This window comes from Methylomonas aurea, from assembly GCF_024505045.1.
Taxonomy (GTDB): Bacteria; Pseudomonadota; Gammaproteobacteria; order Methylococcales; family Methylomonadaceae; genus Methylomonas; species Methylomonas aurea.
In genome coordinates this window covers 75,357-96,868 of record NZ_JANIBM010000015.1, presented here as the reverse complement: position 1 = coordinate 96,868, position 21,512 = coordinate 75,357, and the positions used below count along the sequence as shown (strand labels likewise).

Sequence of the window (21,512 nt, the reverse complement as noted above, 5' to 3'; positions counted from 1 at the left end):
CAAATGGCGGGCGGCGGCCAGGCCGCCGCCCTTTAACCGGATTTATTTCAGCAAATCCAGCGCTTTGGCGGCGGCTTTTTGCTTGGCCTTACCTTTGGCGGCTTTGACCGCTTCGCCGGCCGATTTCGGCGCGGCATCGGCTTTGCCTTTCAGATCCGCGGCGGCTTCCTTGCCGGCTTTAACGGTTTCCGCGCCCTGTTTGACTTCGGCCGGCACCGCTTGCTCCAGCTTTTGCTGCGCCGCGTCTTTCACCGTTTCCTGGGCCTGGTTTTTCAATGCACCGGGCGCATTTTCGACACCCTGTTTGACCTCCTGCGCCTGTTCCAAGGCTTGGTTGGCCTGCTCCGCCCGTTGTACCGCGCCCGGCGCTACCGCGGCCGCAGTATCTTTTGCCGCCTGTTTCGCCACGCCTTCCAAAACGCCGGTTTCGGCGCAGGCCGCAGATGATGCCAATAGCAACGACCCGATTAAAATAGCTTTGTTTTGCATGTTGTCTCCTTGCTGTTATGTGTTATCGCGGATCTACGATACCCCATGGAAACTTAACCGCAAATTAACTGAGGCCATTTCGACGATTGGCCGGGAATTAGCCGGCAATCCGCCGCAAGGTTTCCGCCACCAGACTTTGCGCCCGATCGGAGTCGCCAGCCTCGGCGTAGCAACGCAATTCCGGGGCATTGCCGGACGGCCGCAAATGGACGATGTCGCCGCTGGCGAAGGTCAGGCGCAGGCCATCGGTGGTGTCCTTGTTAACCGGCGCCCCCAGGCTATCGCCCCACAGGCCGCGATAGGCGGTGTCGTCGGCTTGCAAGCGGTCCAATAGAGCTCGGCTGTTGGCCACCGGGAACTCCTGAATCCGGTCGCTGGCGGTAAACCGTTGCGGCAAGCCTTGCAGCAGACCGGATAATTTGACGCCCTGCCCGCGCGCCATCGCCAATAGTGCCAACGCCGGCAGCAGCGAATCGCGGGTAGGCAACGCGGCCAAGGATTTAGCGTCGACGCTCAGACCGTTGCCGGCCAAAAAGCCGCCATTGGCCTCGAAGCCGGCCACGCCGCCCGCCGCGACCTGTTCCATACCGGCAATCACGTACGGCGAACCGATCCGGGTGCGTATCACTTGCCTGAACCAACCCGACGCTTCGATCGCGCTATTGCAACTGACCGGTGTGACCACAGTATCGGCGCCCAGGAATTTGGCGCACAGCAAGCCGACGATGTCGCCGCGCAGCCATTCGCCATGCTCGTCGCCGATCAGCGGCCGGTCGCCGTCGCCGTCGGTGGAGATCAATGCATCCAGTTTATATTCGGCGGCCCAGTTACGACCGCGCTGCCTGTCCGCCTCGCCGACCGCTTCGGTATCGATCGGCACGAAGGTATCGGTACGCTCCAAACCAATTACCTCGGCGCCCAGTTCGGCCAGCACCTCTTTCAACACATCGCGAGCGGCGCTGGAATGTTCGTAAACCCCCACCCGCCAGCCGGCCAGCAAATCTCTAGCAAACAGTTTGCTGTAGCGCTGCCGATACTGGTCCAATGCCGCCGGATTGACGGCCGGCAATTCGGCTGTCACCGAGTCGACCTCCACCGTCGCGCCGGTCATCGCCGCCTCGTCGGCCTTGCTGATTTCGCCGTCGGCCCGATAAAACTTGATGCCGTTGCGGTCGAACGGAATGTGGCTGCCGGTGACCATGATCGCCGGAATGCCTTCCACCAGCGCATACAGAGCCAGCGCCGGGGTCGGCAACACCCCGCAAAAATCCACCTCGCAACCGGATTGACGGATGCCGGCGACGCAGGCTTGGGCAATCTCCGGGCTGGACGGCCGCAGATCCATGCCCAAGGCAATGCGCTGGCCGCGGCGGGCGAGATTCAAGCCTTGAATGAACGCCAAGGTGTAAGCGGCGCAGACCTCGCCGCTCATCTGGCTGACCAGGCCGCGCGCACCGCTGGTGCCGAACGCGACGCCGCTGTCGGCCATCATTTGTTGGATGTTGATTGTCGTCATGGTAGGGATAATGGTTGAAACGGTGAAGGAAAATGGCGGCCGCGCCGGCCGCTTAACCTGCCATGATAGATAAAAGCCGGAATTCGGCAAACCGATTCTTGCCGGCGGCCACAAAATCATTGCGGCTGGCAATGCATGCTGCGAATAAAGTCTTGTAAAGTCTGGCCGGCGTCTTCGCTGAAGGTTTCGTCCAGCACCAGCGCGCGCTCGATGCGATCCAAGCGAAAATTGCGAAAATCGCCGCGCAACTCGCACCAGCCGACCAGGGTCCAGACGTTGCCCCAGAAATACAGCCCCAGCGGCCGGATCCGGCGCTGGCTGAATTCGCCGTCGCCGCGGCGGTAATCCAGATGCAGCACGCGCTTGGCGTCCAGGGCTTGGCGGCAAATGTCCATCGTGACGTCCAAATCTTCGCGCGGCGAAAACCGCAGCGCGAACAATTTGGAACGGTCGAAACGGTCGCGCAATTCGGCCGGCACCACCGCCGTGACCTTGTCCAACACCGACTGCGCCGACCGGCCCAGCTCGGTACCGGCCCAGGTTTTGACCATGCGGGCGCCGACCACCAACGCCTCCAGTTCGGCAGCGCTGAACATCAACGGCGGAATATCCAGACTGTGACGCAAGGCATAACCGACGCCGGCTTCGCCTTCGATCGGAATCCCGGACAGGCTCAACACCTGGATGTCGCGGTAAATCGTGCGTTCCGACACTTCCAGCCGCTCGGCCAGCGCCTTGGCCGTGACCAGCCGCCGATTGCGCAGAATCTGCACGATCTGAAACAGGCGGTCGGCTCTGCGCATCGCGGCTGCCGCTTCGGACTATGCCGGCGAATACAAGCCGACCCGATTGCCTTCGCTGTCCAGCACCAGCGCGAAGTAACCGCATTCGCCGTCGTGAATCGGCGTTTTCGACATCAAGACCTTGCCGCCGGCGGCTTCGACTTTCTCCAAAGGTTGGCTCAGATCTTCGCCGCCGTTGAAATACACCACTGCTCCGGTTGCCGAAGGTTGATAGTGCTCGTTTTTCACCAACATGCCGCTAACCGCACCGTCTTCGGCTTCGAAAATCGCCAATTGCATGTCGCTCATGTCCTCCAGCTTGAAACTGGTATCCAAGACGCTACGGTAAAAATCCTGGGCGCGGCCGAGGTCGGTTGCAGGCAATTCGAACCAGGTTGCGATATTTTGATTCATGGTGGATTCCTCCATTGGTTTAAAAGAGCCGCCATCCTAAAACAGCCCTCCTGACAGCGTGGTGTCAGCAATGTTTGCCGCTAGCGGCGGCGTCCGCCCAACAAAGAACCTAACACGCCGCGAATGATTTGCTTGCCGACTTCCTGGCCGATGCTGCGCGCCGCGCTTTTAGCTGCAGCCTCCAGCACGGTTTCGGCCGAACTTCGTCGGCCGCGGCGGGAAGTCGATTTACCGGCCCCGCCGCCCATCAACACCTCGCCCCAATCGAAACCGCTGCCGCCGGTATCGCCACCTCTGGCCGGCCCGGCTTGCTCGGCGCGGCCTTTCAGAATCTCGTAAGCCGATTCCCTATCGACTTGTTTTTCGTAATGGCCGGCGATCACCGAGTTCGCTATCGTCTCCCGCCGTTCGGCGTCGCTGGCCGGCCCGATCCGCGAGCGCGGCGGTTTGATCAGGGCCCGCTCGACGATAGCCGGTGTGCCTTTGGCTTCCAGAAAAGATACCAGTGCCTCGCCGACGCCCAGTTCGCCGATTGCCGCGGTGACGTCCAACTTGGGGTTAGTTCTGAAGGTTTCGGCAGCGGCCTTCACCGCCTTTTGGTCGCGCGGCGTGAAGGCCCGCAACGCATGCTGCACCCGGTTGCCGAGCTGGCCCAGAATCACGTCCGGAATATCCAGCGGATTCTGGCTGACGAAATAGACGCCGACGCCTTTGGAACGGATCAAGCGCACCACCTGTTCGATTTTTTGCAACAGCGCAGCCGGGGCGTCGTTGAACAGCAAATGCGCCTCGTCGAAGAAGAACACCAGCTTCGGTTGGTCCAGATCGCCGGCTTCCGGCAGATTTTCGAACAACTCCGACAATAGCCACAGCAACAAGGTGGCGTAAACCCGCGGCGAGTTGTAGAGGGTATCGGCGGCCAGAATGTTGATTACGCCGCGGCCGCCTTCGGTTTGCAGCAGATCGTTGAAATCCAGCGCCGGCTCGCCGAACAGTTTTTCGCCGCCTTCGTGTTCCAGTTGCAGCAAGCCGCGCTGAATCGCACCGACGCTGGCCGCCGAGATACTGCCGTACTCGCCGGCCAGCTCGGACGCATGTTCAGAGGCGTACTGCAACATTGTTTTCAGGTCTTTCAAATCCAGCAGCAGCCAGCCGTTGTCGTCGGCGATTTTGAAGGCAGCGGTCAACACCCCGCTCTGCACCTCGTTCAGATTCAGCATCCGCGCCAGCAGCAACGGCCCCATCTCCGACACGGTCGAACGCAACGGATGGCCTTTCTCGCCGAACACGTCCCAAAACAGCACCGGCGCGGCCGCGGACTGCAATTCCGGCAAACCCAGTTCGGCCAGACGCGCGTCGACTTTGGCGTTGCCGCCACCCGGCCGGCTCAGGCCGGACAGATCGCCTTTGACGTCGGCCATGAATACCGGCACGCCGATCTCGGAAAAGGCCTCGGCCAGCGTTTGCAACGTTATGGTCTTGCCGGTACCGGTGGCGCCGGCAATCAAGCCGTGGCGATTGGCCATGGCCGGCAACAAGTGCAACTCGGCAGTGGCGGATTTGGCGATCAGCAGCGGTTCGGTCATCGAAAATATCCTTGGGGGTTGGAGAAAGCCGGCCAACGCCGGCGAGTTTTAGAGCAGGCCGGTCAGATCGGTTTCCAGCTCGTCGTAGGCACCGAAGCGGCTAGCACGCAGGATGCCGGTCCTATCGATCAACAGATACGACGGCGTGCCTTGCAGCCGATAGCGCTCGAAGGTTTCCGGACGGAACGGCCGTTGCGCGAAATAGGCCCGCAGGCGGGTGCGGATAACTTGGCGTTCCGCCGGCGGGCGACTCTCAAAATCCGGCAATTGTCGGGCGACGAATGCGTCGATCTCGACTTCGAGATTATCCGCCGATTGCGGCACCAGCCGATCCATCGCCACCGGAAAACTCAAGGAATACGGCAGCCGCTCGCCTTTGAGAAACGCATGCTGCTTCAGCAGCTTTTCGGTTTCGCCGATCACGCGGCCGCTGTCCAGCAACAAACGTAAATTGCCGACCGTGTTTTTGTCGAAATCCTCGAACGCGGTAGCCAGGCCCAACACGGTCAAGCCATAGTCCTGGTAGCGCCAATGCAAATCCTCGGCCCGCGGCAGGCAATGCAAAAAGCAGCCAGGGCAATTGACCTGGAATACCGCCACCAGCACCACGCGTCCGGCCAGATCGGCCAGTGGTGTCGGCCGGCCTTGCAGCCATTCGCCGATTGCCAGCGGCGGTGCCGGATGGCCGATGCGCGCTTCCACCACGGTCTGCCGGCCGGGATCAATCCCGGAAATTGTTGAATTGCAGCGGTTGTTCCAGATCCTCAGTGCGCAGCATCTGGATCACTTCCTGCAGATCGTCCCTTTTCTTGCCGGTCACACGCACCTTGTCGCCGTTGATCGCGGCCTGCACTTTCATTTTTTTGTCTTTGATCAGTTTGACGATTTTCTTCGCCAGGTCGCTGCCGATGCCTTGCTTCAAGGCAATGGTCTGGCTGGCGGTCTTGCCGGTGTCGGTGATTTTTCCGCTCTCCAGCGCCGAAATGTCGATGCCGCGCTTGCTCATCTTGGCGTACAGAATCGGCAGCATTTGCTGCAATTGGAAGGTCGATTCGGCTTTCATCATAATGCCGTCGTCGGTCTGTTCGAAATTGGCATTGGAGCCCTTGAAGTCGAAACGGGTCGAGACTTCCTTGTTGGCTTGGTCCACGGCGTTGGTCACTTCGTGGCTATCGAGTTCGGAAACGATGTCGAATGATGGCATAGCATTGATTTACAAGTATAAAAGCCAGGCAATATAACGGCGTTACCGGCATTATTCAACTGCAATCTGAGCAAGGGCGCGGCCTTGTCGGCCATCGGCGAAACGGGTATCTTTAGCCGGCAACGGAGGAGAACCCCATGAAAACACACCCCAAACACCTGATTTTTCCGGTCGCGGCGCTGGCGCTGTTGAGCGGCGCTTTGCTGGCCGGCTGCGGCCAGGAGCAACCCAAGACCATCGTCGCCAAGCCGGCCGGCACCCAAGTTTTACGGGCGGCCAGCCTGACCGGTGCGGTCAGCAACAACAGCGGTCCAATCAAATCCGGCGAGGTCAAATTGCGCTCCGAAGCCGGCAAATTGATCGCCAGCACCGAATTGAACAACAGCCCGCGGTTCGAGTTACCAGTGCCGGCCAATACGCCGTTGCCGCTGATTTTAAGTTACGGCGCGGGCGCCGACGAACTGGTCAGCGTGATCATCCATCCCGACTCCAGCAAATACGACATCAACCCGACCACGACCGCCATAGCCAAACAGGCCAAGGCCATGGGCGGCTACAGCCATGGCAACATGGTCAGAGCGGCGGAAGAAACCGCGCACGTGCCCGACGCCAACAAGACCACCTCGGGTTTCCGCGGCGACCCGACCACCCAGTACGGCGGTTGGCATTGATTCGAGTCGGCCGGATCGTCCGAACGGCCGGCAACAATCGCTGTCATTAATCGCTGTCACTCCGGTATCCATTGCCATCGCTGGCAAGCTCCAGCCGCCAAAGGCTAGAGCATTATCCGTTCGTGCTGAGTTTGTCGAAGCACGAATGGATAATTTTTAGAGGTCCCCAGAAACAATTCCAGACAATCCTGCCAAGTTGATTCCGCCCCCCGGGACCTTCGGCATTCCGATTCGGAGGCAATATTTCCCTAGCCCAGACGCCAGAATCCGGCGGCCAGACCCCGAACCCGCACGGCGGATTTATTGCCGGAATTGCCGGCTAGCCGGCAATTTATCCAACGAAAGAGCGCCGGCCCGAGTCTGTAAAAAAGTTGTCACAATTCCGTTTTAACATCCACCGCGCGAACCCAACGCGCCTCAACCATATCAGGACTCAGAAACGATGAAGGACACCGACAGCAAGGCCAGCCCGCCGTTTATCTTAGCGGTGGCAATAGGTGGCTTTGCCGTTATGGATTGCATCGGCCGTTACCGGGCAGACCGGTTCAAGCATAAGGTTCTGACAACCGCAGACAAGATCCGCACTGGCGCGGAGACTCGCGCAAAGCAGCGCCGAGCACAATCCGGCCATTGCGGTTTCGGGGCACCGCCAAACTGTTGGCCAATCTGTCCGCCAAGTTAAAGGCATAGTCAATTCGTTTCAAAGTCTGAGGCCGGCTGCTGTCCGTTAAACCGCCAAGTATTTTCCAAATTACCGATTGCTATTTTCGCCCATGAACATCAGCCGAATTACCAAGATCGTTAGCCTGCTGTTAATCCTTACCCTCAGCGGCTTCACTGTTGCCGTAGTCTCCGCGTTGCGCCATTTAAACCAAGCCTTTTCGACCGTGGAATATTTCGGACAACAGCAAAACGGCTTTTACCTGCAGGTCAGCCAGCCGATCTTTGCCTATTTGGCTACCGGCGACGCCACGCTGCTGACCGCGATAGACCACAACGTCCGCCAGACCGTTAACGATGTCGAAGCCAACCCAACGGTCGCCGCCCATCTGAAAGCGCCGCTTCTGGACCTGCTCCGCAAGGTGCAGGAATCGGTGATCGCCGAATTGGCCGCCGCCGGCAAGCTGGCCGACCCGCAACTGTTGTTGGTCAATAACGAACAACAGCTCGCCGGCCATCTGCAAACCTTGCTCGATTACGCCGAGCGGGCGCCGGCCGAATACCACGCCAAACAGTTTTACTGGGTGACGCTGGGCCAGGCGCAAACGGCTTTGCTGTCGCTGTCGCGAGCCAGGCAAAGTTATTTTTCTAGCCGCGGCAACAGCTCGCCGGACAACGTACGCCACTACCTGCAGCAGCTCATCGCCGTAACGGAACGCATCCAACGCCTGCCATTGCTGGGTTTATTGAAGCCGCAAGCCGCCGATGAAGCAGATTTCGGTTTGGCGCTGGCCGGAACAGAACGGCCGGCGGAGGATATCGCCGTCGAACCGGCGGCCGAAATCGCCGCACTGGCGAAGCGCTACGACAAAGAACTGGCCAACGCCAGCCAGTTGATCGCACAGAAAAAAGCCGGGCAGGACCAGGCGGAACAGCAAATGCATGCGCTGCAACAACGCCTGGACGGATTGCGCGGCGAAATTTCCGCCGAATACCAGGCCTATGAGCGCGTGCTGTACGGAATCGTCGGTTTGTGTACCGCCGTGCTGGTCGCAATCAGTGGCTTGATGATTTATCTGAAACGCCATCTTGCCAAGGTTATCGGCTATATCAGCGGCCATGTCGACCGTTTGGCCCACGGCAATCTGCGCGGTTCGGTCGACTTAAGCAGCCGGATCGCCGAGATAAACCTGCTGAAAGATTCGCTGCTGAAACTGCACGATTACTTCGAACGACTGATCCGCAACATCAACCAGGAATCGTCCGAGCTGAACCGGCACGGCCAAAATATCCTGCAGGTTGCCGCAAGCCTGGAAACCATTATCGCCGACCAACGCCTCGCCACCGAGAACGGCGCCCGCCAGATGACCGAACTACACCGTTCGTTTGCCAGCGTTGCCGACCATGCCGCCCATTCGCAAAGCGTGACGGCATCGGCGCGGGATTTGATCGACCGCGGCCTGTCGACGATGCAACATACCCGGGAGCAAATCGAAACGCTGGACCGCAGCAATGAGGCCACCGGCCGCGCATTGGAGCGCTTGCAACGCGATGCGGCGGGCATCGGCAACGTGCTGGATGTGATTCAAGGTTTTAACGAACAAATCAATCTGCTGGCCTTGAATGCGGCTATCGAGGCGGCCAGGGCCGGCCAGCACGGCCGAGGCTTCGCGGTGGTGGCCGACGAAGTGCGCAAGCTGGCGGCACAAACGGCGGTTTCGGCCGGGCAAATCCGCACCCTGGTCGAGAAGCTGAATGCCGCCACCGCCGACACGGTGGGATTGATGGACGGCCAACAAAGCGCCGCCAAAAACACCGCCGCTGCCGTCGAACAAGTCGGCCAAGTGTTTGCCGGCATCAAAGACTCGGTGGCCAGCATATTGCAACAAAGCCGAATCATCGCCGAGACCTCGCTACAGCAATCCCAAGCCAGCGAACGTATCGCCACCAGTTTCAACCAGACCGCGGAATTGGCGCGGCAAACCAGCCGCGAAGCGCAAAACAACAAGGCCAGCGCATCGGCCATCACCGGCATCAACCGCAATCTGCGCGATTTAATCGCCCAATTCAGTATCGGTTGACGCCTCCGGCTTTGCCCGCCACGACGATTTCCGGAAACCGGATTTGTCGCATGTCCGACAAATTCACTGCTATTTATGCGGTTGTTGCCGTAGCCTTCCTGGCCGATAGCAGCTGAAAGCCGCGCCGGACAAGGCCTGCCGCCAAACCGGAAAAATTGGATTGAATTTTGCTTTCCCCCAGTATCCTTTACTATCCTTGATGGGGCGCGACATGTCCAACAGTGTGTTTTCCGAAATTTTAAGCGGCTTGTACGACAACCAAGTCATTCCGTATCTGGGGCCGGGCGTCTTGTTCGACGCCCAAAACAAGTTGACGCGCGAACCCATGCCGGCCGACAGCGACAGTCTGATTCTGGCGATGAACGGCGGCAAGCCGATGGCTCCCAAACTGATGTACGAATTTCCGCGCGCGGCGATGAACCAGGAATTGAAACGCGGCCGCAACTTTCTGACTCAATTTCTCGATAAAACCTACGGTGAGGCGCAATACACCCGCGCCGCGCTGCACGACTGGCTGCAGGAATGGCGGCCTAAATACGTGGTCGACATCAACCGCGACACCCAGTTGCAGGACAGTTACGCCGACGAGGAACACACCCTGATCGTCGGCGTCGCCCGCATCATCGGCACCGCGTTCCGTTTCCGAATCTACCACTACGACGGCAGCAGCTATTTCGAAATCAGCCAGGACCAAGTCGACAAAAACCTGCCGATCCTGTTCAAGCCGATGGGCACGCCGAAACCTGAAGCCAACTATATCGCCTCGGATGCCGATTACGTCGATTACATTACCGAATTGATGGGCGGCTTTGCGATTCCGGATTTTCTGAAGGAATACCGTAAAGGCAAAAAATACTTGTTGATCGGTTTGCCGCTGAACCGCGACTCGGAGCGGATGGTGATGAGCGACATCGTTTACGGTGCGACAGAACCGAAAGGCTGGTTTTTGCGCAAAAATCCGACCGACAAGGAAAAACGCTTCAGCGAACGGATGGGCTTCGAACTGATCAACGCCGACGTCCAAGACTTCCTGCAATCGGTGCAAGCCGCGGCCGTCGCCGCCTGATCGCCAATTCGGAGCTAGCGGCGCCGCTCGACCAGCGCCGCTAGCCGGGTACCGGCATCGCCGCCAGCAACGGCGGTTTGAAATCGAAGCCGAAATGTTTCGGGTCTTCGCCGATCACGGCCGCGGAGACGATGTAAAACACATAATCGTAGGTTTCGGCCGGGATCTCGTATTGTTGAATGAATTTCCAGAAGTTCTTGTCGCGCGGATTGTCCGGCATGTTTTCCACCATGCTGCGCACTTTGTTGTGGCCGTAGTTATAACTGGCCATCACCAACAAGCCGGAAGCCTGCGCCTGGGTACCGTAGATGTACTTCAAGTACTTGGCACCGGCGCGGGTCGCCTGGTTGAAGTCGAAACGGGCGTCCTGCTCGTCGTAATCGCGGGTATTGGCCAACGGCCCCGGCACCAAGCCGTATTCCTGGCCGGTGCTCGCCAGAAACTGCCAGGCACCCTTGGCAATGCCGAAGCGGGTTTCCGGACCAACGGCTTTGCTGTCGTAATTGCTTTCCTGTAGCGGCAGATAGAGGAAGTAAGCCGGCAAGCCTTCCTTTTCCAGTTCGCTCAATACGATAGGCGCATATTGGTTGGTTTCCAGGTTACGAATCGCCAGTTGCAGGCGGGAGCTGTTTTTCCAGTTGTCGATGTACTGCTTGACCTTAGTCACAAACTCTTCCGGTACCTCCAGCTCGCTTTCGCCGAAACCGCGCGCCACCCGCGTCACCAGTTCCCGCTCGTACTCCTCGTCGCTCGGAAAACTCAGCCGCAGAAAATCGATCTGTTGCAGATAGGCCTGGTATTTGACTTTCATCGCCTTCAAGCGCTCACGCTCTTCAGCTAGGCGTTTCTTTTCCTGTTGGATCCGCAATTGCTCTTCCTTGATCCTTTCCTGCGACACCCGCATTTTTTCGTCGTTGACCGCGGCCAGGGTTTGCGCCAAGGTCTCCGCGCTCTGCTCCAGCCGAATGTCGGCTTGCGACAGGCTGACTTCCAGCGTTTTGATGTCGTAGAACATATTGATCGCCAGCGTCCGGGCGTTGTCCAGCGCAAACCGCTGATACACCGCCAAACCGGCCACCAGCACCAACAACCCGGCCAGAGACCAGATCCATTTTTTGTAGCTTTTGGTGCGGACGGTCCGGTCCTCGCGGATGAAACCGCGCACCATCCGGGTGTAATCGCCCATGTCTTCCGACTCCTGCTCCGACAACAGCCGGTTTTTGATTTGCTCGGGGGTCAATTGCGGGCGGGATTGGCCATGCTGCGCCGGTTGCGGCTCGACTTGGGCGATTGCTGCGGCGCCGGGTTGCGGCAATATGGGCTTTTGCTGGGCGGCGGGGTCGCTCAGTTTCAAAGCAAACGGCGCCGGACCGAAGCCTATCGTCGCCGGCAAAGCCAATTTGACCTTGCCCGGAACCCGCAGCCCCTCCAGAAAGACGCCGTGGCTGCTGTTGAGGTCAAACAGCCACCAGGCTCCGCCGCTGAATTTGATTTCGCAATGCTGCCGGCTCACCGACGGGTCCTGAATCACCACGTCGTTGTCGGCGGACCGGCCGACGCGAAAATCCTTGGCAAAGGTAAAATCGGCAACGGCGCGGCCGGACGCGTCCAACACACTGGCGGCCAGCCTGCTGGCGCCGACCAGCAAAGTCCGGTCCGGATCGGCCTGTGCGGCCCCCGGCTTCGCACTCATCAGTACGGTTTTATCGTCTTCCATCGCTACCTCATGACCGCCGTCGTCGAAAATTCCGGCAAAGAGTAGCCGATTTCTGCAGCCAACACAGCGCCCGCTACGAGGTTACGGGCCCTGACGCCGAATCAACCGACGATCGAGGTGCCTTTGATTTGGGCAAACACCGGCATTCCCGGCGCCAATTTCAACAAAGCTGCCGATTTTTGCGTGATATGCGACAGCAGAATTTCGCCGCCGGCCGCCAATTGCACCACGCTTTGGCCCTGGCCCAGATCGGCGACCGCGCGCACTTCGGCCGGCAACACATTGAGAATGCTGGAGGCCTGCGGCGGTTGCAGCGCGATGCTGACGTCGCGCGCATAAATTCTGATCCGCACCGGGCTGCCCGGCTTGGCGTCCAGGTAGGGCAGACTGAGATTGCCGCCGGCAAATTCGGCATGACTGAGATGGTAGTCGGCTTCATGGCTCACTAACCGGCCCTGCCAGACGCTGGCCGCCATCCGGTCCGCCGCCAGCGGCCCGTCCAGCCGGGTCAAAGTCTCGGCCAGCGGTCCGCAGGCCACGGCTTTGCCGGCCGCCATCACCAGCAAATGGTCGGCCAGACGATTGACCTCGTGCCGGGAATGGGTGACGTACAGAATCGGAATCCGCAGGTTTTGCTGCAACCCGGTCAGATAAGGTAAAAACTCTTGTTTGCGTTCTTCGTCCAACGCCGCCAGCGGTTCGTCCATCAACAGGATATCCGGACTGGCTGCCAAGGCGCGGGCGATCGCCACCCGTTGCCGCTCGCCGCCGGACAGGCGTTCCGGCATGCGTGCCAGCAACGGCGCAATTGCCAATAGTTCGATCGCCTGCTGCAGCGAAATTTTGCGTTCCCGGCAGCGCATGCGCCGGACCGCGTAATCCAGATTGGCGCGCACGCTCAGATGCGGGAATAAATTGGCGTCCTGAAACACGTAACCCAGATTGCGCCGGTGGGTCGGCAGAAACACGCCACGCTCGCTGTCCTGCCACAGGGTATCGCCGATGCGCAGATAACCGTACGGCGCGTGTTCCAGGCCGGCGATACAGCGCAGCAACGTGGTTTTACCCGACCCGGAATGGCCGTAAAACACCGTCACGCCAGCAACCGGCAAGCTTAAATCCAGGTCCAGATCGAACTCGCCGTAGTTCAATTTGAAGCGGGCTTTCAATTCGGAGGCGCTCATTTGGCGGCCCGATTCAAGGGCTGAACATGTTTGCTGGAGTACAACGCTAACAACACCAGGAACGAAAAAATCAATAAACCGCCGGACAGCCAATGGGCTTGGCTGTATTCCAGCGCCTCGACGTGATTGTAGATCTGCACCGACACCACCCGGGTCTTGTCCGGGATGTTGCCGCCGACCATCAACACCACGCCGAATTCGCCGACGGTATGGGTAAAACCGAGTATGCCGGCCGTCGCAAATCCGGACTTGGCCAGCGGCAACGCCACCGAGAAAAACCGGTCTAACGGTCCGGCGCCGACAGTCGCGGCGGCTTCCAACGGCCCGTTACCGATTGCGACGAAAGTGTTCTGCAACGGCTGCACCACGAACGGCAGCGAATACAACACCGACGCGGCGACCAAGCCGCCGAAACTGAACGGCAGGGTGCCGATCCCCAGCCATTGGGTAAATTTACCGACAATGCCGGCCGGCCCCATCAACACCAGCAGATAAAACCCCAGTACGGTGGGCGGCAACACCAACGGCAAGGCCACGATACTGTTGACGACGCCTTTCCAGCGCGAAGCACTGCGCGCCAGCCACCAGGCGAGCGGCGTACCCAGCAACAACAACAGTAGCGTCGCCAGACCGGCGACCTTAAACGTCAGCCACAGCGCGGCATAATCAGAAGAATTGGGCATTTTTCGGAAGACTGAAATCAGGATGGGATCTATTCTCGCCAAAGCTCAGGTCAAAACGCCAGAAAATACTGCCGCCTTCCCGTAACGAGGACAAGGGCGCCGGTGCCGGAAACGCACTAGGCGCCGGCACCGACGCCGAATTAAGGCAGTTTACTTGCCCAGAGCCTGCAACCGGCTCTCGACCTTGGCCGCCACCAGACTATCGTAATGACGTTGCAACATGGAATCGGTCGGCCGCGGAAACAGTGCCGCCTCGATTTCGCTTTGCAATTGCGCTAGGAAATGCCGTCTGAGGATAGAATCCTCCGGCAGCATGGGCTTAGCCACGCCGTTGTCGGCCGGCGCCAAATCGGCATCGGCCTGTTTCGCTTTGGCGTAAGCCGACAAAAAACAACCCAACGGTGCAAAGGCGCATGCCGCGACGATCACCATGATCAAACCAACCAGTACAACTTCGCTCATCTCATCACCTCGAAGATATCGCCATAAACACAATGGCGGCAGGCGCTGGCACTCGCCTGTCGCCTTCTGAAAGCCTAGCGGTTTTCGATCATTTATCTGCAATATCAATGCCATAGATATATACCTTACGAAAAGCAAGGTCTAATACGGGTTTGCCGGCCGGGCCGGAATTGGCGGCGGATTTTACAGGTGGGGATTTACGACAAGCCGACACCAAAACCTGGAGATTGTTGCCGATCCGACAACAAAGGCCTTATGCGGCGGGCAGTTTTTTCACGATCTGCGGTTTGAAGCAGAGCTGCAACAGCAACAGGTTTTGGCAGCGGTGGATCAAGGCAAAACCGGCCAACAGGCTGGTTAGCGCGATTTCGGGAAGATAGTCGGCATTTTGGGGCGACGGCAAAAAAGCCTGGGCCAAGCCGACGCCGCCGAGCATGAACAGTAGCGGTAACAAATACAAGACCAGGGAAGTCAGCAGCAACTGGCCGTCGTCGATCGCGACGACGACCCGGTCTCCGGCTTGCAGCGTGATATCGCAGTCAACCGCAAATTCGCGCTTGGGCAGGATTTTCGCCAGCGTCGCAGTGCCGCAGGACTGCTGTTGCATACAGCCGCCGCAAGCATTGCTTTGCAGGCTTTTGATCCAGGCCCGGCCGTCCGCACCGACACGGGTGACGACGGCCGTTTCCTCGATCATGGCGGACTCGGCTTAGGCCCAGGCCGAGGAAATCGACTCCAGCCAGGCGTTGAGCCGGCCTTCGCTGAGTTCCTTCTGGTTGTCTTCGTCCAAGGCCAAACCGACGAACTGGTCGCCCAGCAAGGCTTTGGATTTTTTGAAATTGTAGCCTTCCGGACTGGTCATGCCGACGATGGTGGCGCCGGCATCGGCGAAGGCGTCGTACAAAAAGCCCAGCGCGTCGACGAAATGGCCGGGATAACCTTCCTGGTCGCCCAGCCCGTAAAGCGCGACGGTTTTACCGGAGAAGTCGGCGCCGGCCAGGGTCGGCAGAAATTCTTCCCAGCTCTCGTTGTCGTGGCCGGCGCTCAAACCCGGCAATTCGCCCTCGCCATAGGTCGGCGAGCCGACGATCAACACGTCATAGGCCAATAAATCGTCGACGCTGGCTTTATTGATGTTGACCGGCTTGTCGGCCTTATCGCCCAGTTTGGTGGCGATCGCCTTCGCGAATTTGCGGGTATTGCCGGTGTCGGTGCCAAAGAAAATGCCTACTTTTGCCATAGTGCTTACTCCGTGTTATCCAAAAATTAAAGCTGAATCTGCAACAAACCGGGGTTGGCAGCCGGTTGTTGTGCGGCCCATTCGGCCGGGGTATGGGTTTTCAGGGTCACAGCATGCAGCCGGCCGGTCGCCAGCGGCTCGCTCAGCGTTGCCATGACGCCCTGGTGTTGTTTGATCATGCTTTGGCCGGCGAAGACCTCGCTGACCACGCTGATGCTCAAGTCGCAGCCGACGCCGTCGATCGCGACGGTCGCGCCGGGATATTCGGCCAGGATCAGCGCTTCCACTTCGGAATGGGTGATGGTCTGGCTCGGTTCTGCTCCGGCGGCGGGTTGAACGGCGGTTTGCAGCAAAGTTAACAGGCTGCCGTCGTTATGCATCGCTTCGACAATATCGGCCCCGCCGACCAGTTCGCCTTTGACGAACAATTGCGGAAAAGTCGGCCATCGCGAAATCGACGGCAATTTCTCGCGGATGAACGGCGATTGCAGTACATTGACGTAGGCGTAAGGAATCTTGGTTTCGTTCAGAATCCCCACCGCCTTGGCGGAAAACCCGCACTCGGGCGCGCTGGGCACGCCTTTCATGTAAATAATCACCGGGTTCTCGGCGAGCTGTTGCAGGATTTTTTCTTTGACGCTCATAGTGGTTTTCTCTATTAACTAAATTTTGGCAATCCCTGAATCTTAACGAACGCGATCGATGGGCTTCACGCTGTTCAACCCATCCTACAAACGCATTACCACGCAGACTCCCCTCCCTTATGTCGCGCCGAGCACCGAAGCTTTTGGACGGATCAGCCCACCAGGGGCGCCGCAGGGATGCGGCGCGTTGCCTGCAGGGGCTGGGAAGCCCCTTTAGGCAACCCCGTTCAAAAGCTTCGGAGCGCAGGGAATAAGCGGCATCCGGGCCGCCTGCTGACTCGTGCCATCCAGGCACTCGCACTTCGTGCGCCGTTGGCGTCCAAATCTGCTCCCGGCAGATTTGTCTTTGGATACTTTCTTTTGGCGGAGCAAAAGAAAGTATCGCGGCTGTCGGTCCGCGAACCGACTTACAAACCATCCGTCGCGACAGCGACACAGCACCGTTGGGTTACGCCTGTCGGCTAACCCAAGCAGCACATTTCAAAACTCACTCCCCACCCGACAAACGCTTCAAATCCCCGCCATCAGCAACACCGTCGCGCTCCACGACTTGAATCTCGCCCTCGCCGCGAATCACTTCGGCATTGACGATGCAGCGCTGAACGTTGGTGCGGGACGGCAGATCGAACATGGTTTTACGCAACACTTGCTCCATGATGCCGCGCAGGCCGCGGGCGCCGGTGTTGCGGGCGATGGCTTTTTCGGCGATTTCCACCAGGGCATCCTGGGTGAACTCCAGATCGACTTCGTCGAAGGCGAACAATTGTTGGTATTGCTTGACCAGGGCGTTTTTCGGTTCGGTCAGCACTTGAATCAAGGCATCGACATCCAGCGGCTCCAGCGGCGCCAGCACCGGGAAGCGGCCGATGAATTCCGGAATCAGACCGAAGCGTTTCAAATCGTCCGGCTGAGTCGCGTTCAACATCTGTTCCAGACTCGGTTTATCGTCCGGGTTGCTGACTTCGGCATGGAAGCCGATCGCGGTTTTCGGCGGCTGCAGGCGTTTTTCGACATGTTTTTCCAAGCCCGGAAAGGCGCCGCCGGCAATGAACAAAATGTTGCTGGTATCGACCATCACCGAATCGCTGCCGCTGTGATCCTTGCGCCGGCCCTTGGTCGGTACTTTGACCTGCGAACCTTCGACCAGGCGCAGCAAGGCTTGCTGGACGCCTTCGCCGGACACGTCGCGGGTACCGAAGGCTTGTTCCGGGCTGCGGGCGATTTTGTCGACTTCGTCGATGTAGACGATGCCCCACTCGGCCCTGCTGATCTGGCCGTCGGCCACGTCCAGCAAGCGCACCAAGATGTTTTCGACGTCGTCGCCGACATAGCCGGCCTGGGTCAAGGTCGTGGCGTCGGCCACCGCGAACGGCACGCCAACGATCTTGGCCAGCGTCGAGGCCAGCAACGTTTTGCCGGTACCGGACGGGCCGATCATCAGAATGTTGGATTTGCCGATTTCGACGCTTTGGTCGGCTTCACCGAGACCGCCAGTTTTACTGCCGACGTGTTTCAGGCGTTTGTAATGGTTGTAGACCGCGACCGACAGGATTTCCTTGGCCAAATCCTGGCCGATCACATACTGGTCCAGCATGGCTTTCATTTCCGCCGGCTTCGGCAGCGGCCCCTGCATATCGGCCAGTTCCTTCTTCTTGCCCCAACTCGACACGACCTGGCTGGCCAGCATCACGCAGGCCTCGCAAATATAGCCTTCGGTACCGGCAATCATCGGCACGGAGGCCGACGCTTCAATACCGCAAAACGAGCAATGTTTCGGTTCTTTTGTCATGTTAGGCACTCCTAGTGGCGGCGGGTAGACTGGCCAGCCAAGTACGCTGGCAATTGCGGCGGTAACGGTCTTGCATGATCTGCTGAATCTTGGGTGTGGCTTTTTTCAGCGACATGGTCTCGGCCGGGCTAATCTTCAGGCATTGGATTACGTGAAACCCGATCTCGGATTCCAGAACCTCGCTGATGGCTTGTTCCTTCAAAGCGAACAGGGCTTGGTCCAATTCCGGGTATAACACACCTTTGGCCACGGCACCCAATTCGCCGCCCTGCATCGCTGTCGGGCACTCCGAGTATTTCAACGCCAGATCGGCAAATTTATGCGGTTTGCGTTTCAGCGTTTCCAGAATTTCCTCGATCCGACGGCGGGCGTTGTCACGGGTATTCTCCGGATAATCCGGGTTGATGCTGATCAGAATATGCCGAGCGGAACGCTGCTCGGGTTTGTGAAACTTTTCCGGGTGCGAGTGGTAGAAAATGCCGATTTCCACTTCGTTGACCTTCGGCGCTCGCGCCGCGACCCGCTCCAGCACCGTGTTGACCTTGCATTGCCGGCGCAGCGCATCGCGCAGTTGGCCGACATCCAGCCGGTTGGCGGCCAAGGCGGCCAGAAACGCGTCCTCATCCTCGAAGCGGCCGCTAATCTCCTGGTAAGCCCGCTCGACTTCGATATCGGACACCACGACGCCGGCGGCTTCGTCGGAACTCAATACCCGGCTTTCGATTTCGTACTCGTTTTTGGCCTGAACCTCGACCTGGCGCAACTGCAATTGCTCGAGTTCCGCCGGCGCCTTCTTGAACAGGCTCAACGACGCCCGCAACAAGGTGTAAGGTTCGATCATGGCTTCAGAGGCTTGATTCATGCTACTCCTCCGGTTCGCGAAAGTTGGCCGGATCGGCCGGTTCCAATACGACTTCCGGGACCTGCATGGTTTTACCCGGAAAACGCACGTGGTACAGCAACGGTTCGCGGTCGCGCAAAATCTTCATCACTTCGCCTTCCGTACCGCTGGCGATCACGCCGTCGGCGGTCGGCAGATCGCGGTTGCAGCGGACTTTGTCGCGGAATTCGAACCGGCTCGGATTCCACGGCGCATCGGCCGGAATCAATTCCTCCGCCCGACAGCCGATCATTTTGCCGTGGTCCAGGAAATGCACGGTATAGATTACCTGGTCCTGCAAAAAGGTACCGACTTCGATAACGTGGCCGACGCTACCGCGGCGGATCAGCAGATCGCCGATTTCCCTGCCCGGATAGGTGCCGTCGTTACGCACGTTGCGGGTGACCCGCACCGCTTCGCCGAACTCGAACCGTTCTTCGTCGTATCGTTCTTCTATCATGTCTTGATGTCGCCGAGCGAGACGAACACAGTTTGCGGTTCCATCATCTTGAACACCTTAAACACCTTTTCGGTCTGGGCGTCGGACTCGACGAAATCACTGTAAGCCCGCTGCAGCAGCTTTTTATAAATCTCGCGCTGGGCGTCTTCGTCTTCCGGCATGCTGGTGCCGGCCTGGCTCAAGTAGTCGTGGAACCGTTGCAGGATATGCAGCCGGTTGACGTGGACCACGGTCGCGTCGTATTCCAGGCCGAAATAAACCAGGAAGTCCTCGGCCGACTCCATTTCTTCCATTTCTTCCAAAAAAGTCATCTCATTACCTCATTATCAGGTGATCCAGGTGGGCGGGCTGTTGTCCCAACGCATAGACCACGATCAACACCACCAGCATTACCGCGGTCTGGGCCAGGAATGGATCGGATTTCTGCTGTTTTCTCATGGCAATCACCTTAGCTTCAATTGTGCGGAATGGGCGGCGCCCATCGTGGATTGGTTGTTGTGCCGGGACTTGGTCACCCGAACAAACGGAATATTCCTTCGTCGGCCTCCTGGCGGCGGACCACCAGTTCCAGCAAGGCCTTGGCGCCGATCCGGTCCATATCGTCCAGCGCCACCAGCTTTTCGAAAATGGCTTTGGCCAATTCCAGATTTTCCAGACGCATGTTCAAAAAGCCGACCGATTTCAACGTAAACAGGTACAAGCGGATTCGGGTCAACGCTTCCTTCGGTGCCGCAGCGATCAGGCTGATATCGACTTCACGCCAGTCTGCCGGGAAACCGATGCCGGGCCGGATCAGTTCCAGGGCTTTTTCCGAGATCAGCAAGGCTTCCTGCAGCCGGTGCTGGTAGTAATAAAACCGGTTCAACGACACCAGCACGTTCAACGATTCCGGTGCCCGCAAGTAAGCTTGCAGCAACGGCAACTCGGCTTCGCCGGTCGCGTAACGCTCGGAGGCGTACTTGATCAATTCCTGGACTTCCGGGCTGTCTTCCTGCTCGTAATACAAATCCTCGGCTTCGAACTGCAGCAAATCCATTACTGGCCACCTGCCGCCTGTTTCAATTGCACCACCTCGTCGCCGTGGCAGACGCCTTCCGCTTCGCAACTGCCGCAAGTATCTTCCGCGACGACGAACCGTTTTTGATTGTTCTCCAGCTCATCCAAACGTTCTACTAGGCAGTTGATGGCCTTGCCGATCGGGTCCGGCACCAGGTGGTGGTCCAGATCGATGCCGCGCGGGTCTTGAATCTTGACGCCTTTTTGCTGAATGATCCGTCCCGGAATGCCGATCACGGTGCAGCACGGCGGCACGTCCTTGACCACCACCGAATTGGCGCCGACCCGGACGTTGTCGCCCAACGTGATCGCGCCCAAAATCTTGGCGCCGGCACCGACCAGCACGTTGTTACCCAAAGTCGGATGGCGTTTGGTTTTATGCCAGGTGGTGCCGCCCAGCGTCACGCCGTGGTACATGGTCACGTCGTTGCCAATCTCGGCGGTTTCGCCGATCACGACGCAGGCGCCGTGGTCGATGAAGAAGCGTTCGCCTATTGTCGCGCCGGGATGGATATCCACGTTGGTCAACCAGCGGCCAAACGCGGCCAAAAAGCGCGCGGCAAATTTCCATTGCGCCAGCCAGAGCCGATGGGTAACCCGATAGATCAGCACCGCATGCACGCCGGGATAGGCGAACAACACTTCGAAGACATTGCGGGCCGCCGGATCGCGGGCGAAAACGCACGCCACGTCTTCCCGCCAGTCCTGCCAAAGGCTGGGTTTGGCCGCAAGCCGCGACGGCGAGAACAGCATCATTTTGCCAAGCTCCAGGTGGTTTTGCCCGGCATCGGCACGCCCGGCACCCGGAAAAACGTACCCGGATAGCGCTCGTCCGGCAGCTCGCGTTGCGCCGGATTGGCGGCGGGCGCTTCGACTTTGTTCGCGGTTTTGACGACAGATTGTTGGCGGTTACTACTCATCGCACACC

The 21,512-nt window shown here is 58.9% G+C and carries 25 protein-coding genes; 3 read left to right on the top strand and 22 right to left on the bottom strand.

Features of this window, described 5'->3' with window-relative positions:
• Positions 1 to 42: 42 nt before the first annotated feature.
• From NP603_RS13465 to NP603_RS13435, 7 genes are all read right to left on the bottom strand, one after another.
• Entirely contained in the window at positions 43 to 489 is a 447-nt protein-coding gene (locus NP603_RS13465) for a hypothetical protein (RefSeq protein WP_256611409.1), read from the bottom strand.
• Between the two features lie 97 nt (positions 490 to 586).
• A complete protein-coding gene (locus NP603_RS13460; RefSeq protein WP_256611408.1) occupies positions 587 to 2,005 on the bottom strand; it encodes a phosphomannomutase in 1,419 nt (472 codons plus the stop codon).
• 116 nt (positions 2,006 to 2,121) lie between these two features.
• The gene (locus tag NP603_RS13455) at positions 2,122 to 2,808 is read right to left on the bottom strand and encodes a helix-turn-helix transcriptional regulator (protein WP_256611407.1); all 687 of its coding nucleotides are present in this window, start codon (positions 2,806 to 2,808) and stop codon (positions 2,122 to 2,124) included.
• A gap of 18 nt (positions 2,809 to 2,826) precedes the next feature.
• Positions 2,827 to 3,201 (bottom strand): VOC family protein, encoded by a 375-nt coding sequence (locus NP603_RS13450; RefSeq protein ID WP_256611406.1) that lies wholly within the window; start codon positions 3,199 to 3,201, stop codon positions 2,827 to 2,829.
• An 80-nt stretch (positions 3,202 to 3,281) separates the two neighbouring features.
• Complete coding sequence (locus NP603_RS13445; RefSeq protein WP_256611405.1) at positions 3,282 to 4,787, bottom strand: helicase HerA-like domain-containing protein; 1,506 nt, start codon at positions 4,785 to 4,787, stop codon at positions 3,282 to 3,284.
• Positions 4,788 to 4,835: 48 nt separating this feature from the next.
• Entirely contained in the window at positions 4,836 to 5,489 is a 654-nt protein-coding gene (locus NP603_RS13440) for a thioredoxin domain-containing protein (protein WP_256611404.1), read from the bottom strand.
• A 19-nt stretch (positions 5,490 to 5,508) separates the two neighbouring features.
• Positions 5,509 to 5,991 (bottom strand): YajQ family cyclic di-GMP-binding protein, encoded by a 483-nt coding sequence (locus tag NP603_RS13435; protein ID WP_256611403.1) that lies wholly within the window; start codon positions 5,989 to 5,991, stop codon positions 5,509 to 5,511.
• Between the two features lie 137 nt (positions 5,992 to 6,128).
• On the opposite strand from NP603_RS13435, the gene NP603_RS13430 reads away from it, so the two are divergent.
• From NP603_RS13430 to NP603_RS13420, 3 genes are all read left to right on the top strand, one after another.
• Positions 6,129 to 6,662, top strand: a complete 534-nt coding sequence (locus NP603_RS13430; RefSeq protein WP_256611402.1) for a hypothetical protein — start codon at positions 6,129 to 6,131, stop codon at positions 6,660 to 6,662.
• Between the two features lie 773 nt (positions 6,663 to 7,435).
• Positions 7,436 to 9,403, top strand: a complete 1,968-nt coding sequence (locus NP603_RS13425) for a methyl-accepting chemotaxis protein (protein ID WP_256611401.1) — start codon at positions 7,436 to 7,438, stop codon at positions 9,401 to 9,403.
• Positions 9,404 to 9,614: 211 nt separating this feature from the next.
• Positions 9,615 to 10,469 carry an SIR2 family protein gene (locus NP603_RS13420; protein WP_256611400.1) on the top strand — a complete coding sequence of 285 codons (855 nt, stop codon included), beginning with the start codon at positions 9,615 to 9,617 and terminating at the stop codon, positions 10,467 to 10,469.
• A 40-nt stretch (positions 10,470 to 10,509) separates the two neighbouring features.
• Here NP603_RS13420 and NP603_RS13415 read toward each other — a convergent pair whose 3' ends face one another.
• From NP603_RS13415 to NP603_RS13345, 15 genes are all read right to left on the bottom strand, one after another.
• Positions 10,510 to 12,186: an FHA domain-containing protein gene (locus NP603_RS13415; RefSeq protein WP_256611399.1), complete on the bottom strand. Its 1,677-nt coding sequence runs from the start codon at positions 12,184 to 12,186 to the stop codon at positions 10,510 to 10,512.
• A 101-nt stretch (positions 12,187 to 12,287) separates the two neighbouring features.
• The gene (gene modC / locus NP603_RS13410) at positions 12,288 to 13,370 is read right to left on the bottom strand and encodes a molybdenum ABC transporter ATP-binding protein (protein WP_256611398.1); all 1,083 of its coding nucleotides are present in this window, start codon (positions 13,368 to 13,370) and stop codon (positions 12,288 to 12,290) included.
• Positions 13,367 to 14,053, bottom strand: coding sequence for a molybdate ABC transporter permease subunit (gene modB, locus NP603_RS13405; protein ID WP_256611397.1), 687 nt, complete (start codon positions 14,051 to 14,053; stop codon positions 13,367 to 13,369). Before modB ends, modC begins: the two co-directional genes overlap by 4 nt.
• 150 nt (positions 14,054 to 14,203) lie before the next feature.
• The gene (locus tag NP603_RS13400) at positions 14,204 to 14,515 is read right to left on the bottom strand and encodes a hypothetical protein (RefSeq protein ID WP_256611396.1); all 312 of its coding nucleotides are present in this window, start codon (positions 14,513 to 14,515) and stop codon (positions 14,204 to 14,206) included.
• Positions 14,516 to 14,768: 253 nt separating this feature from the next.
• Positions 14,769 to 15,212, bottom strand: a complete 444-nt coding sequence (locus NP603_RS13395; protein ID WP_256611395.1) for a SoxR reducing system RseC family protein — start codon at positions 15,210 to 15,212, stop codon at positions 14,769 to 14,771.
• A gap of 12 nt (positions 15,213 to 15,224) precedes the next feature.
• A complete protein-coding gene (locus tag NP603_RS13390) occupies positions 15,225 to 15,755 on the bottom strand; it encodes a flavodoxin (protein ID WP_256611393.1) in 531 nt (176 codons plus the stop codon).
• Positions 15,756 to 15,781: 26 nt separating this feature from the next.
• On the bottom strand, positions 15,782 to 16,399 hold the full coding sequence (gene grxD / locus NP603_RS13385; protein WP_256611392.1) for a Grx4 family monothiol glutaredoxin: 618 nt from the start codon (positions 16,397 to 16,399) through the stop codon (positions 15,782 to 15,784).
• Positions 16,400 to 16,886: 487 nt separating this feature from the next.
• Positions 16,887 to 18,188: an ATP-dependent Clp protease ATP-binding subunit ClpX gene (gene clpX, locus NP603_RS13380; RefSeq protein WP_256611391.1), complete on the bottom strand. Its 1,302-nt coding sequence runs from the start codon at positions 18,186 to 18,188 to the stop codon at positions 16,887 to 16,889.
• A gap of 1 nt (position 18,189) precedes the next feature.
• Positions 18,190 to 19,050 carry a nitrogen fixation protein NifM gene (gene nifM, locus NP603_RS13375; protein ID WP_256611389.1) on the bottom strand — a complete coding sequence of 287 codons (861 nt, stop codon included), beginning with the start codon at positions 19,048 to 19,050 and terminating at the stop codon, positions 18,190 to 18,192.
• Position 19,051: 1 nt separating this feature from the next.
• Entirely contained in the window at positions 19,052 to 19,528 is a 477-nt protein-coding gene (locus tag NP603_RS13370) for a nitrogen fixation protein NifZ (protein WP_256611388.1), read from the bottom strand.
• Positions 19,525 to 19,839, bottom strand: coding sequence for a nitrogenase-stabilizing/protective protein NifW (nifW, locus tag NP603_RS13365; RefSeq protein ID WP_256611387.1), 315 nt, complete (start codon positions 19,837 to 19,839; stop codon positions 19,525 to 19,527). Before nifW ends, NP603_RS13370 begins: the two co-directional genes overlap by 4 nt.
• 4 nt (positions 19,840 to 19,843) lie before the next feature.
• Complete coding sequence (locus NP603_RS13360; RefSeq protein ID WP_256611386.1) at positions 19,844 to 19,966, bottom strand: hypothetical protein; 123 nt, start codon at positions 19,964 to 19,966, stop codon at positions 19,844 to 19,846.
• A gap of 73 nt (positions 19,967 to 20,039) precedes the next feature.
• Complete coding sequence (locus tag NP603_RS13355) at positions 20,040 to 20,564, bottom strand: hypothetical protein (RefSeq protein WP_256611385.1); 525 nt, start codon at positions 20,562 to 20,564, stop codon at positions 20,040 to 20,042.
• Complete coding sequence (gene cysE / locus NP603_RS13350) at positions 20,564 to 21,340, bottom strand: serine O-acetyltransferase (protein ID WP_256611384.1); 777 nt, start codon at positions 21,338 to 21,340, stop codon at positions 20,564 to 20,566. Before cysE ends, NP603_RS13355 begins: the two co-directional genes overlap by 1 nt.
• Positions 21,337 to 21,504 carry a hypothetical protein gene (locus NP603_RS13345; protein WP_256611383.1) on the bottom strand — a complete coding sequence of 56 codons (168 nt, stop codon included), beginning with the start codon at positions 21,502 to 21,504 and terminating at the stop codon, positions 21,337 to 21,339. Before NP603_RS13345 ends, cysE begins: the two co-directional genes overlap by 4 nt.
• Between the last annotated feature and the right edge of the window lie 8 nt (positions 21,505 to 21,512).

Bases quoted from the DNA above. Each gene is read 5' to 3' on its own strand.
- NP603_RS13465 (WP_256611409.1), bottom strand. From the start codon at position 489: ATGCAAAACAAAGCTATTTTAATCGGGTCGTTGCTATTGGCATCATCT.
- NP603_RS13455 (WP_256611407.1), bottom strand. From the start codon at position 2,808: ATGCGCAGAGCCGACCGCCTGTTTCAGATCGTGCAGATTCTGCGCAAT.
- NP603_RS13445 (WP_256611405.1), bottom strand. From the start codon at position 4,787: ATGACCGAACCGCTGCTGATCGCCAAATCCGCCACTGCCGAGTTGCAC.
- NP603_RS13450 (WP_256611406.1), bottom strand. From the start codon at position 3,201: ATGAATCAAAATATCGCAACCTGGTTCGAATTGCCTGCAACCGACCTC.
- modC (WP_256611398.1), bottom strand. From the start codon at position 13,370: ATGAGCGCCTCCGAATTGAAAGCCCGCTTCAAATTGAACTACGGCGAG.
- nifM (WP_256611389.1), bottom strand. From the start codon at position 19,050: ATGAATCAAGCCTCTGAAGCCATGATCGAACCTTACACCTTGTTGCGG.
- NP603_RS13370 (WP_256611388.1), bottom strand. From the start codon at position 19,528: ATGATAGAAGAACGATACGACGAAGAACGGTTCGAGTTCGGCGAAGCG.
- grxD (WP_256611392.1), bottom strand. From the start codon at position 16,399: ATGAGCGTCAAAGAAAAAATCCTGCAACAGCTCGCCGAGAACCCGGTG.
- NP603_RS13460 (WP_256611408.1), bottom strand. From the start codon at position 2,005: ATGACGACAATCAACATCCAACAAATGATGGCCGACAGCGGCGTCGCG.
- NP603_RS13420 (WP_256611400.1), top strand. From the start codon at position 9,615: ATGTCCAACAGTGTGTTTTCCGAAATTTTAAGCGGCTTGTACGACAAC.
- NP603_RS13430 (WP_256611402.1), top strand. From the start codon at position 6,129: ATGAAAACACACCCCAAACACCTGATTTTTCCGGTCGCGGCGCTGGCG.
- NP603_RS13415 (WP_256611399.1), bottom strand. From the start codon at position 12,186: ATGGAAGACGATAAAACCGTACTGATGAGTGCGAAGCCGGGGGCCGCA.
- clpX (WP_256611391.1), bottom strand. From the start codon at position 18,188: ATGACAAAAGAACCGAAACATTGCTCGTTTTGCGGTATTGAAGCGTCG.
- NP603_RS13390 (WP_256611393.1), bottom strand. From the start codon at position 15,755: ATGGCAAAAGTAGGCATTTTCTTTGGCACCGACACCGGCAATACCCGC.
- NP603_RS13345 (WP_256611383.1), bottom strand. From the start codon at position 21,504: ATGAGTAGTAACCGCCAACAATCTGTCGTCAAAACCGCGAACAAAGTC.
- NP603_RS13395 (WP_256611395.1), bottom strand. From the start codon at position 15,212: ATGATCGAGGAAACGGCCGTCGTCACCCGTGTCGGTGCGGACGGCCGG.
- modB (WP_256611397.1), bottom strand. From the start codon at position 14,053: ATGCCCAATTCTTCTGATTATGCCGCGCTGTGGCTGACGTTTAAGGTC.
- nifW (WP_256611387.1), bottom strand. From the start codon at position 19,839: ATGACTTTTTTGGAAGAAATGGAAGAAATGGAGTCGGCCGAGGACTTC.
- NP603_RS13435 (WP_256611403.1), bottom strand. From the start codon at position 5,991: ATGCCATCATTCGACATCGTTTCCGAACTCGATAGCCACGAAGTGACC.
- cysE (WP_256611384.1), bottom strand. From the start codon at position 21,340: ATGATGCTGTTCTCGCCGTCGCGGCTTGCGGCCAAACCCAGCCTTTGG.
- NP603_RS13355 (WP_256611385.1), bottom strand. From the start codon at position 20,564: ATGGATTTGCTGCAGTTCGAAGCCGAGGATTTGTATTACGAGCAGGAA.
- NP603_RS13425 (WP_256611401.1), top strand. From the start codon at position 7,436: ATGAACATCAGCCGAATTACCAAGATCGTTAGCCTGCTGTTAATCCTT.
- NP603_RS13400 (WP_256611396.1), bottom strand. From the start codon at position 14,515: ATGAGCGAAGTTGTACTGGTTGGTTTGATCATGGTGATCGTCGCGGCA.
- NP603_RS13360 (WP_256611386.1), bottom strand. From the start codon at position 19,966: ATGAGAAAACAGCAGAAATCCGATCCATTCCTGGCCCAGACCGCGGTA.